This is a genomic window from Vampirovibrionales bacterium (genome assembly GCA_016712355.1).
Lineage (GTDB): Bacteria > Cyanobacteriota > Vampirovibrionia > Vampirovibrionales > Vampirovibrionaceae > JADJRF01.
Genome location: JADJRF010000007.1, coordinates 1 through 12,025, shown reverse-complemented (window position 1 = coordinate 12,025; position 12,025 = coordinate 1). Strand labels below are relative to the sequence as shown.

The window sequence follows — 12,025 nt, the reverse complement described above, 5'->3', positions numbered from 1 at the left end:
ATGATTGGGCGGCTGGTTACTCAGTTTGAGGATACAGTCATGGCTCAAAGTCTTTCTGAAGGCGAAGTTTTCAACTACACGACGAGCGGCGCTGTCGCTAATGGCCAGTTGCTAGTTATCAATCGCATGGTCGGCGTAGCGCTGAATTCCGCGACGGGTGCAGGGCAGAAAATCGCTATTGCGCTGGAAGGCGTCTTTTCCGTTGCCGCTGTTGCCACCGGTGCCAAGACGGATGGAAATCGCGTGTTCTATCGCACCACCGGCTCGCAGCTTAAAGCCGCGTTCGCTTCTGGTGTTGCCACTGGCGGAAAGCATACCATTGGAAGTGTTTGGGAAACCGCTACCGCCGCATCCACGACTTGCAAAGTCAGGCTGATCGGCGGTCCTATGGGAGTGCTGGCGTGATGCGCGGCAATATCACGGCATGGGCGTATCTCAACAATGGGTCTGAAGCTCTGGCGACTGAGCTTTATTCGATCTTCGGTTGGGAGTAACCCATGTCGGATTTTAGCGACTTGATGAACGGGACTGCTGTTCCACTGATCAAGTCGTTCTTTGGAGATGCGGCGACTTATACGGTTGATTCCACGGATGATGAATTAACCGTGGTCGCTATCGTCGATAAAGACGTAGTGAATCCACTAACCGAAGCCACGTCAGCTATTGAGAAGCAGACGATCATTACGATTGCAATCGCTGATCTTGCTGGAAACATACCGCGTCGAAATGACGTGATTACCATAGGATCGGATCGATATATCGTGCTGAAACGTGACTCCGATGATGGCTATTTTTCTCGGATTATCGTAAGGGCTGGCGATGATTGAAGTTGAAGTCAACGAACAGCAACTGAATGAAGTACGTGAGCGCCTTGCTTATATCAAGAACGGCGCAACCAAGGCGCTCTATCGCGGGTTGAATAAAACGGCTTCACGCGCAAGAACGAGATTTTCTCAGGAAATAGCAAAGCAAGTTAATTTGTCGTCTAGCAAGATCAAGAGCAAATTGGATGGGCCGGCACAACTATTTAACAATCGCGCTAACTCGAATCAGCTTAGGGCTATTTTATCGAGCAAGAAAACTGGAACACGAATGGAGAATTTTTTAACGTCTCTATTTCCATTTCGTGCTGGTAGGCCGTCTGATCCGATTGTCGTTAAAGTCAAAAAGACACCCGTCAAAATATTAAGCGGATTCTGGGTTCCCGCAAAGAATAGCGGCGGATACCTCATTGCAGTTAGGAATGAGGTATTGCGCTCTCAAGGTATGAAGAACGCCATTAATCCGAATAGCCGGTTACCTTATACCGTGCTATATGGCCCAGGTCCAGGGCAGATGTTTGAATCGGTCACTACCGACTTAGGGACAGAGTTGAGCGAATATTTGCAGAAAGCGATCGACGCAGAGACAAGTTGGCTGATTCAAAAAAATCCGCCTCCCGCTGGTGATGGCACGGGTGAAGACTAATGGCAACCGCCAAACGTGAACTCGCAATAGCCGCGCTAGCAACTCGATTGAAAGCAACCCGTAATCCCTATCCACAGGATTACGACGAAACGCCTTTTTATGCGCTGATCGAGGGAGAGGAAACGGTTTTAAGTCGCGACTATGATGATGTTTTAGTGGTCGCCAGCTTAACTGTCGAGGCGATTAATCGTTACGACGAAGACGCCAGCCGAACCACGGCTGCTAATTCACTTCTTGCTTATTTGATTTCAACGGCACTTGGCACCGATCCGACGCTGGGCGGGTTGGCTGAAGATTTGACGTATACCGGCGGAGCAACTCTTTTTTCTGAAACTGGCAGTGTACTAATAGGCGCTGTTGCTCGGTTTGATTTGACTTATCGGCATATCGCCGGTAGCCCTTATTGATGGAGAAACATCATGGCCATTTTGACCACTCAAACGATTGAATACGAGAGCGCCGCTAGTCAGCAGGCATTCGCCGCGCTAACAGATTCTGGCGACCATGCTATTTTCACCGCAACGTCTACGCCGTGGAGTCAAGCGAGCGGCTATGAGCCGGTGATTGGTCCGTACGGCGTCATTAATGGCGGCGCGGTTATTCCAGCAGTCAGTACTACTAATGACATGGTTGATGCCGCTGCTGTCGTTTTGATGGCTCCCGGCATGACGGGCGCGAGTGCGACCACTGGGCAGATTACCGTTGCCGCTGATACTGATTTGACTTGCACACGCGGGTCTTCGACGAACACGCATATCATCAACAGCATCACGGTGAACTCCAGCGGCGCTTATGCTGTTGTCGCCGGAACGGCAACGACTGCGCATTCCGAGACGCGCGGCGCTTCCGGTGGTCCTCCATTTATTCCGGTCGGCTCAATCGAGGTGGCTCAAGTGCGCTTAACCTCGATTACCGCAGCGCCGATTACCGCTGATGAAATCTATCAAGTCGTCGGCACTCATCAAGAGCGTTATGACTATCCCGTGTATTCTGTGGATTACTTGCGCGGTAGACTCACATTCGCCGCCGCGCTCCCGCTGATTCATACCGGGTCCGTGGCGAAGTCGGTACGCGTTCGAGTGGCGACCCCTGTTTTTGCGGAAATCGCTAACTCTCGCGATTGGGTGCCGGCGGAGACTTCCAATACCACAAATTCCGAATCTTATTATGATGGGAACGTGGGTTCTGTATCGTCCAGTTTGGGCCAAGCCAGCTTTACCGCCGCGCTGCAATCCGGCGTCACGGACGGCATTCTGAGCAAGGTCGGGCAAAAGCTGATCTTCCGGTTTAAGCCGTCGCGCTCTGGTTCCGCGTATCAGTTGACCCAAGGCGTACTTGGCGTGGCGCGCACGTTCGGCGTGAAGAGTTCCCCGCAAGGGTCTTTCACGGTATCTCCGGAACAGGCCAGCGTAGACTTTACTGGACTCTAAGATATGAGCTTCGATCTTGAGCGATTCCGGTCTTGTGCATCGCAACTATCGCCACGGACGGCGGAAGTTTCGGTCGATGATCTGGCCCACTGGTTCCCTGAAGACGCCAAGCCGATATGGACGGTGCGCGGATTGACGGGCGTGGAGATTGCCACGGCAAACGACGCACAGGGCCGTGCAAGGCTCTATGCGGCGACTGTCGAGGCGCTGGCTAGTGCGGCACACTCAGACAAAGCCGACGCGCTGAAAAAGCTCTTCGGGGCCGATGGGGAACCTCCCGAAGACCTTTCCAAGCGGTTCGATCATTTGGTCTTCGGGAGCGTCGATCCGAAGATTGCGCGCGAAGACGCTATTCGGCTATTTGCTCTATACCCGGTTGTAGGTTATCAGCTCACTAATAAAATCCTTGAGCTTACCGGGCTTGGGCCAGATTTGGGAAAAGTGCCGCGCTCTACGGAATCCCCGATGTCGTGATGGCTTTGCAGCTTTGCGATATGAAAGGGCGATTTCTCTTTGAGTGTCGCCCTGATTTATTTCCGCAAGGACAATTGACAACGGTAGAGTGCGAGCTATGGGGAATGTATTATGAAGATAAGGCAAGAGCGATAAAATAATGGCTGACCTGCAAAGCGTTGTCGAGCTTATTTTTCGTGGCGTCGATCAAGTATCGGATACTACGCAAAGCGTATCTAACAAACTGGCCGCACTTGGAGAGGCGGGGTCAACGATTACCGCGCCGCTTGCCGATGCGACAAAAAGCGTTTTGGCTTTTGAGGCTTCGGTTATTACTGCCGGCGCTACTGTATTGGGCTTTGCAATTAATGAAGCAGATAAGTTCGATGAGGCATTTAGGGAAATTACAACTCTAGTCAAAGAGCCAATAGGAAATCTACAAGAATTTAGAACTCAAATTTTAGCTTATGCTGCTGATAGCACGCAAAGTCTCGATCAAGTAACAAAAGCAACGTATAACGCGATTTCTCAAGGTATATCCTATCAAGATTCATTAAAAGCCGTTGCGCTTGCTGAAAAGCTAGCGGTTGGCGGTAAGGCTGAATTAAACGATTCACTGCAATTTCTTGTCGGTACGCTAAATGCGTATGGGCAAGGCATCGATCAAGCTGAAAAATATAGCGATATATTCTTTACTACCGTTCGGCTTGGAAAGACAACTATTCCAGAACTTAGCGCAAGCATTGGCGGCGTCACCGGCGTTGCTGCTAATGGCGGCGTTGCTGTTGAACAGCTAGGCGCGGCGATTGCTACGCTAACCAGCGCCGGAATTAACACAGCGGAAGGATTTACCGCACTCAAGGCAACAATTAGCGCAATCCTAGCGCCTGGAGAACAGGCAAAGAAACTTGCCGACGATTTGGGGATTAATTTCAACGAGGCCGGATTAAAATCGCTTGGATTCGCTGGCGTATTGGATCAAGTTAAGGAAAAAACTGGACTCTCAGCGGATAAGTTAAAAACTTTATTCGGAAGTACAGAAGCTGTAAACGCTGTCATGATTCTTGCCGGAAGCAATGCCGACAAGTTCAAGGCTAATTTGTTGGAAATGTCGAATGTGAGCGGCGCAACCCAAGCCGCGTTCGACAAGATGAAAGATGCGACATCCAATCTTGCTCAGGCATTTACTGTTGCGCTTATTAAGATTGGCGATCCTCTTTTAGATGAATTTGGCGCTATTGAGGAGGCACTTGGCGAGCTAGCGAAATCGTTTATAACCTCAGTTGATAACGATACTTTTGCGCCGCTAGTAAATGTTGTAAAGAATAACTTAGGCAATATAGCCGAGTTATTTTCTTCTGTTGCCAAAAATCTCCCAGAGGCTTTATCTGGCGTAGACTTTGGAGAGTTTGCCGATTCGCTACAAATTCTATTTAATTCAATTAGCGATTTATTTAATCTAAAAGGTCTTGAAACAACACAAGGGTTACAAGGCGCAATACAGACCATTGTTGATTTATTGACTCGCACTACCGCTTACTCTAGTGATGCTGTTAAATCTTTAGGCCCGTTTGTTGAAAGCCTTGGATCGTTAATTAAGTTTATTTCAGAAATTGATATTGGCAAGATAGCGCTAATTGGCGAAATTGGCGGGTATGCGCTCGCTGCTAATATCGGGTTTTCTGCATTATCTGGCGGGCTTGCCGTATTTAATGGGTTATGGCCTACGGTTACGGCTGGCATGGCCGCAATTAAAGCAGAGGCATTGCTGGCCGCTGCCGCTTTGGCTGGCCCTGCTGGCCTGGCCGCTGCGGTCGGTACGTTATCGTTTGTAGCAACAAAAGAATCCGGTCTTGGCGACAAACTAAATGATATTCTTGCGATTGATTTTTTTGCCGGATATGAAGGCGCAACGATTGGAACTCAAATCTCTGACCTTACCGACGCCATTGGTAATTACTTTTCTACGCTAGAAAAGAAACCGCCGACGATTGAGCCGGTCAAAGTTCCCGTCGATCAATTTGACGGCGCTATCTCTGAAATCGCGCGATACGAACAAAGCATTCGAGACGCCGATAAAGAATATACCGATCTTGTCAACTTCCTCGCAAAGCCGGTCCCGGTTAGTTCATGGGATGGCATCCTAGCGCAACTGAACAAGATTGACGATAAAACAAAAGACGCCAATGATTCGACAAAAAAATATATCGGCACACTGGAAGGATTGCCGGAATTAAAACTTCCTGATAATGTCAAGGTAGAACAATATAGAACCAGCGTTGAGGGCGTTGTCGCTGTTAATGGGGCGCTGGTTACTTCATACAGTAGTCTTGACGGTAAGACTGTAAAAGCCACTGGCGCTTTTGCTGCTGTCTCAACCTCCGCCGAAGATAACGCGAAGAAAGTAGAAAAGGCAACGAAAGAAGCCGATAGCTTCCGCATTAAAATGGAGGAAATAGCCAGTAACGAAAGAATCAAGAACATCGAGGCGTTTGTTACTCTGAATGTAGCTAACCTGGAAGCGCAAACTAAGCAAGTCGAAGCCGCGTTTTCGAGCATTAATGAAACGATTAGCGGGACCGGCGACTTGTTAGGTTCGCTATTCGGATCATTAGGCAGTGCCGATACATACACAAAGCTGCAAATAACAGAACAAATCGATCTTGAGAACAAGCGACGCGAAGCAGCGCTTGAACTGCAAAAGCAACTCACGAAAGCCACGATTGAAAAGATTCAAGCAGAGACTCGGAGAATAGAACGAGGCGACGCGCTGATTACTGTCGAAGCCGCCGGCTTGGAACCTCACCTAGAAGCAATCTGGTTCCAGATTATGAAATACATTCGTGTTCGCGTTAATTCTGATGCCGAACAATTCCTGTTGGGGTCAGTATGATTTCAATTGCCGCTATAACGTATGATCCAAACGGGATCATACTATTACATGATGTAAAGGTGAATAACCCATATTCAGCGAGTCGCCGGGGCAGCGTCGTTGACACCTTGGACGGCGCGGTCTCTGTGTACGATACCGGTTTTTCAGAATCCGATCAAACACTCACGATTGATGTCGTCAATCCATCGCTGGATATTCTTCAAAAACTCAAATACCTCATCAGCCACTACAGCCAGGTTTCTCTCTCTTGCGAAGCTGGTATCTTCAAAGTCATTCTTGCGACCGCCGTCAATAAAAATAAGCTCAATATCAGCGCTCGCGTCATCGCTAAACTGGACGGAACATCATGACTGCCGCAATGTACTGGTACGATCACTCATGGAAACTCATTAACACGGGCGGACTTGATCTGGACACCTCGGAACTCCGTATTCGTCTAGTCACTTCTGGCTATACATTCAATTCAGCGCACACGCAATGGGACAACGGCGCGAATGACAGCACAGACCCAAGCTATAATGAGTTGACTACTACTGGAGGTTATACGGTTGGCGGAAAGCAACTTACGACGCCCGTGGTCACGAATTCAAATATCGATTACGATGATTTAACCTGGACATCGCTAACCGCTACATTCCGACATGTTATTTGTGTCGCGGTTGGGACTTTCGGAGGCGTGACGAATCCGGTTGTTTTTAGAATGCTCCCCAACTCCGATGATACGGACGTGATCTCAGTCAGCACGGACTGGTCGATTAATTGGAACGCCATCAATAAGCTCATCTATAAGCCCTAATCATGGCGAAGCCGCTATTAGCAATTGGCTGCGAGGGAGCCTTTAGTCTTGATTATCCTCTCGGACAGAAAATAGACTCATCCGGCAATCCCTACTTGCACGGGAATCGAGTCTATTTCGGTCGCAATACCTCAAACGTATGGGGAATTGTGCTGGGCGATGATGGCAGTCAGTATTGCGCATCTGACCTCAAATATTATACCGATACCGAGAGCCTATCCGCATATTCTGAATATGCGATGACTACGCGCAAGTTCAATCAAGACGGCGATTTGTTATGGTATGCGAATCACGGCGCGGCGTGTTTCGGTATTGCGATTGATGATTCCGAGAATATTTATGTCTATGGCGATGCTGTGAATTCGAGCGGCGCTGTCAGAACGACGCCCGGCGCAACTGGCTATTACAATCTCAGAAAATACAATTCATCAGGTGCATTGCAATGGTCAACAGATACCGGGTATTCATCGCCTCACCTCGATAATCCGTATCCTCGCCCGATAGTCTATCGTGGCGGTTATATTTATGTTGGCGGAACGGCATTCCCCTATACTGAAAACATCCTTGTTAAAATAGACGCATCGGACGGTAGTATCGTTTGGAGTGCCTGCAATGAGTTTAATTCGGCGATTCGCGGCATTGCTGTGGATTCATCCGGGAATGTGTTCATCGCTGGATTTTTCTGGAATACCGGAGTAGTACAGGCAGTTCGTAAATACAACGCCAGTGGTAGTTTTGTCGCTGGCGCAATAGGACCGGTCAACGATAGTAGCTATAACAGCCAAGGCACGGGGATTGTCGAACTATCGAGCGGACACTTTGCGGTCTCTATGACGCCCGTGAGCTTAAGCGGAACGTATTATGTCTTCTACGAATACGATTCCAGTCTAAACTTCATTACCAAGGATTCAGGATTCGGGAATTACACGCTTTCGGCAATTTCCATTGACTCGGATGATACGATTTATGGCGTTCGCGTGGTCCCGTCTGGCGGAAGTTCCGGGCCGGCGACTCGCACGGTGTTTGGTATTGTGGGCTATGCGATTGATTGGCAAGCAACCACGTTTGGCACGAATACTTCAGACGTTGCGGGTAATGCGCTTGGCGCGTTGTGTCTATCGGTTCGAGAAGTCCAGACTCCGGCATTAAGACTGCCTATTCATCTAGGCACTCCGACTATATCAGGAATGGTCTATGTGAGTCCTCCAGGACTAGCGTTAGGATTGTCGCTAGGGATTCCGACGATTACTCGCTATTATGTTGGATTGCCGGTCCCTGTCATTCATCGTCTAGTCTTTGACGATGATGCGTCAATTTCCATTAAACTGAAGTCCATACAGCCTGCGTATCTCTGAAACAACCACATCGGCGACTTACGTTTGCGAGATACCGGATGCAGAGTCGCTCACCGCGATTCTGGATCAAATCGGTCATTCCATCACGATCTGGCGCGGCGTCCGATTTAATGACGGAATTGAACAGATCGATCCATGGATTGCAGTTGATTTAAGCGGCGCTTCGGTGGATCGTGGGGCAAAAACGCCAGTATCACGCTCTACGGAGAATCAGCGACCGTTTATAATTACAATACCATCGCTATTAAGAACGCCGCTTATAGGAATGACAGAAACGGAGAACGGCGTATTCGTTGCGACGTGGATATTTACTTGCGACCTAATGACATTGCCGACCTAGGGAACGGAGAAACGTTTACGGTCAACGAGATTACCATATTTATCGACAAATCATCGTCGATCATGGAGGTATCCGAATGACGAGTTACGTCTATACCGCCGGCATTGCCACCGCAACCAACATCAATATCCGGCGCTATAGCTTTGCTGGATCGTCGATTGATTCTATTTCACGTAGCGCCGCTATATACGGACTCTCCACAGACTCCATAAACAGCTTTTTATACAGTGCTGGCGTCGGCACGGCATCTGGTGGTGATGGAGGACTTAGACAATACTTAAACGGCACATTGCAGTGGAACAAGGACCACGGAACCACTATTTATGCGGTCGCCGCGAATTCCACGGATGTTTGTATCGGTGGCGGGCGCGCAACTGGAATTGACAGCAAGACCACTCGGAAATATAACTCATCGGGTACGTTGTCTTGGTCTGCTGATCACGGCGATTATGTGTTTGCCGTGGCCATGGATTCGGCTGGAAATGTGTACACGGGCGGCAGCGTGTCCAGCAGCATTACGACACGAAAATATAATAGCTCAGGCACTCAACAGTGGACCGCGAATCACGGGGCCACCGTCAACGGAATTGCTGTTGATGATTCAGGAAATGTCTATACTTGCGGCGCATCGAATGGAAGCTACACGATGCGCAAATATAATAGCTCAGGCACTTTGCAATGGTCGGTTGACAATTTTGAAACAGACCGCGCTATTAGGGTTGGCGCTGATGGATATATCTACGTTTGCGGGTTTGGTTATATCAAGAAATACGATTCTAGCGGAACAGAAATAACAACGGGCGGATTCCCGATTACGTCTATTCTCGATGTTCGCGCTTTGCAACTCGATCAAGATGGTAATATTTACGTCGCCGGCCCGGTCAATAGCAGTAAAACGCTATGGGTGTTTGATTCATCGGGTAGTCTGTCGTGGTCCGCGAATCATACGGAAAATTGCTATGCGCTGGCGCTACTGGAGCCGCCGCCAGCGGTAATTGTCGATCCTCCAGGGCTGGCGCTGGAATACGGACTTGGCATCCCAACAATTAAGGTCACGGTGCAAGCGCCAAGCCTCGCGCTAGGGCTGTCTCTAGGGATTCCGAGCACCACTGCAAAGCCACTCGCTCCATCTTTAAGTGCAACACCAGATTCCAATACCGTCTATCGTCTCTATATGACCGGAGGCACACTAATTGAATATCCCGTTTCCATTATTCAATGCCAGCGCCGATTGGGGCAATCCACATGGATTGATGTTGTAATTCCGAATTCATCAACAGCAATGCTGGATGATCTATACGATAGAAAAGCGAATGATGGGAGGCTGGCGATTTACGTTGGATTGCGCGATTCGAGCGGCGTCGAAACCATGGGGGAATTCCTTCAAGCTCTTATGTGGGATATTGACTCCGATAGGATGCTGAGAACGGGTCAAATAAAAGTACGCGGGCGGCTGATTCCAGTCTCTTTCTATCCGCAATCCGTAACGCTGTCGGGCGTCTATCGAACCGGATTTGATAAAGAACTCAAGCATTTTGCGGAGTGTGATGTTAATCCAAACCTGCATCCGAATGACACTGTATTTGATGGAACGCAATCATGGACCGTGGGCGCTATTGATTATGAGATTACGACAAGACGCTCCTGGATGAAAGTAGAAGAGGCGTAGTCGTGGGAAAAGCGATTATCTTGTCTGAAACGGGCGGCGGTCTTTATAAGATTCGTCCACTCTATGACACCGCAAAATACGATCAAGAGCTATCAAAACTACAAGAGCAAGAATCCGCTTATGCCGCGCTATTATTGAAAACCATCAACACGCTTAATCTGCTGAAAGATGATTCAGCGATTGCGGAAGCGGCTTATAACGCGGTGATCGAACAATGGCAAAACGACCTCATCTCGAAAGCCAACGATACCGCGCCCACGTTGACACCAGACCCGGCAAATGACCCGGAAACCGGTCTGCCCTGGGTTGACCCGGATCGCGCGCAGGAAGCGCCGCTTCTCGACCTGATCAACACCTACCGCGCTGAACATTCTCTTGACCCGCTCGCCCGTGACGATGACCTAGACGGCGTGTGCCTTGTCCACCTCAATAATCAATCGGCCACGGGCGAGACCGGGCACATCGGCTATAACGATTCGACACCCGCCGAGCGGGTTCTGTACGTGGGCTACAGCGCCCTTAGCGTCGATGAGCTACTCCGGTACGGAGAAACCAGCCCAGCGGCCACGCTGGCCGGCTGGAAGCGTACCACGGCCTATGTGAATGCCTTGCTGTCATCCACCGCCACGGCGGCTGGCGTAGCCTACAAGTACGCGCCGAAAAATCCAGCAACACATTTGTGGTGCGTGCTGATCGTCCAGCCTGACCCATCCCCGCCGCCGGTGACGACCTACACGTTTCCGCCCGATCCGGCCAAAAAAGCCGGCGAAGAGGAACAGGACAAGCTGGATCGGATCGAAGCGCCACACACCGACCCGGACGTGCCGAACGGGCTGCAAGACGTGGTGAAAAAGTACGCGGAAGCGAAGTTGAAGGAACAAGCCGCGCAGAAAGACTATGAGAAGCTGATGGCGGAAAAGATTGCCAGGGTCGCCAGGATCACGGAAATCACGGCGCGTAAGGCGGCCTTGGCGGCGCTTAGCATCGATTGCTGGTGCGCGACCTACACCCTGGGGTTGGCGGTCGGTAAAGAAGTCGCCACGATGGAAGTTCCGGGCTTCTACATCGATGCGTACCAGCAGACATCCGCCACGATTGACGCCGGAACCACATCAGAGCGAGTGGTCATTTACGATGAGCGCTCGCTCAACATCGCGCCCGCTGGAAGCAATTTCGCGCCACACGGCAAGCTGCGGCTGACGGACTCGATCAGCCCGCCCGCCGTGTTCTACCATCTCGCGCTGGAGCCGGGTAAATATAAGTGGAAGCCCTATTGTCGCTACGGAGTGATTACGGCGCTGAATACCAACGCCGGCACATGCTCAGTGACGCTTAATGCTGCTGAATGCCGCAAGCTGCAATCCGAGAAAGATCTTTTGACTTGAATTCTGCGAACACGCTGACCAACGTCTTGATCGTCTACCCGCCTTGCAACATTGCGGCGTTTGAAATCGGCGATGAGGTGCTTGTCAAGTTCACCGGATTCGACCGGACTAAGCCGACTGTAGTCGGGTTTCGCAGGCTTCCGAGAGATTGCAAAAAGCGTTTTTCTTGGGCGCAGTTCGTGTAGACGCGCTCGCCACGGTCAAGGGCGGGCGCGGTAAGGCGATTGAGGAATTGTT

Annotated in this window: 12 protein-coding genes; all 12 read left to right on the top strand. The window is 50.1% G+C overall.

The features are described from left to right. The first annotated feature begins 39 nt into the window (after positions 1-39). The 12 genes from IPK79_13685 to IPK79_13630 all read left to right on the top strand — a co-directional run bounded on the left by IPK79_13685 (position 40) and on the right by IPK79_13630 (position 11,788). The gene (locus IPK79_13685; GenBank protein MBK8191484.1) at positions 40-405 is read left to right on the top strand and encodes a DUF2190 family protein; all 366 of its coding nucleotides are present in this window, start codon (positions 40-42) and stop codon (positions 403-405) included. A gap of 92 nt (positions 406-497) precedes the next feature. Next, positions 498-827: a hypothetical protein gene (locus IPK79_13680; GenBank protein MBK8191483.1), complete on the top strand. Its 330-nt coding sequence runs from the start codon at positions 498-500 to the stop codon at positions 825-827. Then, entirely contained in the window at positions 820-1,467 is a 648-nt protein-coding gene (locus tag IPK79_13675; GenBank protein ID MBK8191482.1) for a hypothetical protein, read from the top strand. The genes IPK79_13680 and IPK79_13675 overlap by 8 nt, the downstream gene beginning before the upstream one ends. Next, positions 1,467-1,874, top strand: a complete 408-nt coding sequence (locus tag IPK79_13670; GenBank protein MBK8191481.1) for a hypothetical protein — start codon at positions 1,467-1,469, stop codon at positions 1,872-1,874. Before IPK79_13675 ends, IPK79_13670 begins: the two co-directional genes overlap by 1 nt. A 12-nt stretch (positions 1,875-1,886) precedes the next feature. After that, entirely contained in the window at positions 1,887-2,897 is a 1,011-nt protein-coding gene (locus IPK79_13665; GenBank protein ID MBK8191480.1) for a hypothetical protein, read from the top strand. A gap of 3 nt (positions 2,898-2,900) precedes the next feature. Further along, the gene (locus IPK79_13660; GenBank protein MBK8191479.1) at positions 2,901-3,371 is read left to right on the top strand and encodes a hypothetical protein; all 471 of its coding nucleotides are present in this window, start codon (positions 2,901-2,903) and stop codon (positions 3,369-3,371) included. A 139-nt stretch (positions 3,372-3,510) separates the two neighbouring features. Further along, entirely contained in the window at positions 3,511-6,243 is a 2,733-nt protein-coding gene (locus IPK79_13655; protein ID MBK8191478.1) for a phage tail tape measure protein, read from the top strand. Continuing rightward, complete coding sequence (locus IPK79_13650; protein ID MBK8191477.1) at positions 6,240-6,593, top strand: hypothetical protein; 354 nt, start codon at positions 6,240-6,242, stop codon at positions 6,591-6,593. The genes IPK79_13655 and IPK79_13650 overlap by 4 nt, the downstream gene beginning before the upstream one ends. Next, positions 6,590-7,039, top strand: coding sequence for a hypothetical protein (locus tag IPK79_13645; GenBank protein MBK8191476.1), 450 nt, complete (start codon positions 6,590-6,592; stop codon positions 7,037-7,039). Before IPK79_13650 ends, IPK79_13645 begins: the two co-directional genes overlap by 4 nt. A 239-nt stretch (positions 7,040-7,278) precedes the next feature. After that, positions 7,279-8,394, top strand: coding sequence for a hypothetical protein (locus IPK79_13640; protein MBK8191475.1), 1,116 nt, complete (start codon positions 7,279-7,281; stop codon positions 8,392-8,394). A gap of 416 nt (positions 8,395-8,810) precedes the next feature. Next, positions 8,811-10,403 (top strand): SBBP repeat-containing protein, encoded by a 1,593-nt coding sequence (locus IPK79_13635; GenBank protein MBK8191474.1) that lies wholly within the window; start codon positions 8,811-8,813, stop codon positions 10,401-10,403. A 2-nt stretch (positions 10,404-10,405) separates the two neighbouring features. Beyond that, a complete protein-coding gene (locus tag IPK79_13630; protein MBK8191473.1) occupies positions 10,406-11,788 on the top strand; it encodes a CAP domain-containing protein in 1,383 nt (460 codons plus the stop codon). Positions 11,789-12,025: the final 237 nt, after the last annotated feature.

Excerpts from the sequence above, each read along its gene's own strand:
- IPK79_13685 (MBK8191484.1), top strand. The coding sequence starts at position 40 with ATGGCTCAAAGTCTTTCTGAAGGCGAAGTTTTCAACTACACGACGAGC.
- IPK79_13680 (MBK8191483.1), top strand. The coding sequence starts at position 498 with ATGTCGGATTTTAGCGACTTGATGAACGGGACTGCTGTTCCACTGATC.
- IPK79_13675 (MBK8191482.1), top strand. The coding sequence starts at position 820 with ATGATTGAAGTTGAAGTCAACGAACAGCAACTGAATGAAGTACGTGAG.
- IPK79_13670 (MBK8191481.1), top strand. The coding sequence starts at position 1,467 with ATGGCAACCGCCAAACGTGAACTCGCAATAGCCGCGCTAGCAACTCGA.
- IPK79_13665 (MBK8191480.1), top strand. The coding sequence starts at position 1,887 with ATGGCCATTTTGACCACTCAAACGATTGAATACGAGAGCGCCGCTAGT.
- IPK79_13660 (MBK8191479.1), top strand. The coding sequence starts at position 2,901 with ATGAGCTTCGATCTTGAGCGATTCCGGTCTTGTGCATCGCAACTATCG.
- IPK79_13655 (MBK8191478.1), top strand. The coding sequence starts at position 3,511 with ATGGCTGACCTGCAAAGCGTTGTCGAGCTTATTTTTCGTGGCGTCGAT.
- IPK79_13650 (MBK8191477.1), top strand. The coding sequence starts at position 6,240 with ATGATTTCAATTGCCGCTATAACGTATGATCCAAACGGGATCATACTA.
- IPK79_13645 (MBK8191476.1), top strand. The coding sequence starts at position 6,590 with ATGACTGCCGCAATGTACTGGTACGATCACTCATGGAAACTCATTAAC.
- IPK79_13640 (MBK8191475.1), top strand. The coding sequence starts at position 7,279 with ATGACTACGCGCAAGTTCAATCAAGACGGCGATTTGTTATGGTATGCG.
- IPK79_13635 (MBK8191474.1), top strand. The coding sequence starts at position 8,811 with ATGACGAGTTACGTCTATACCGCCGGCATTGCCACCGCAACCAACATC.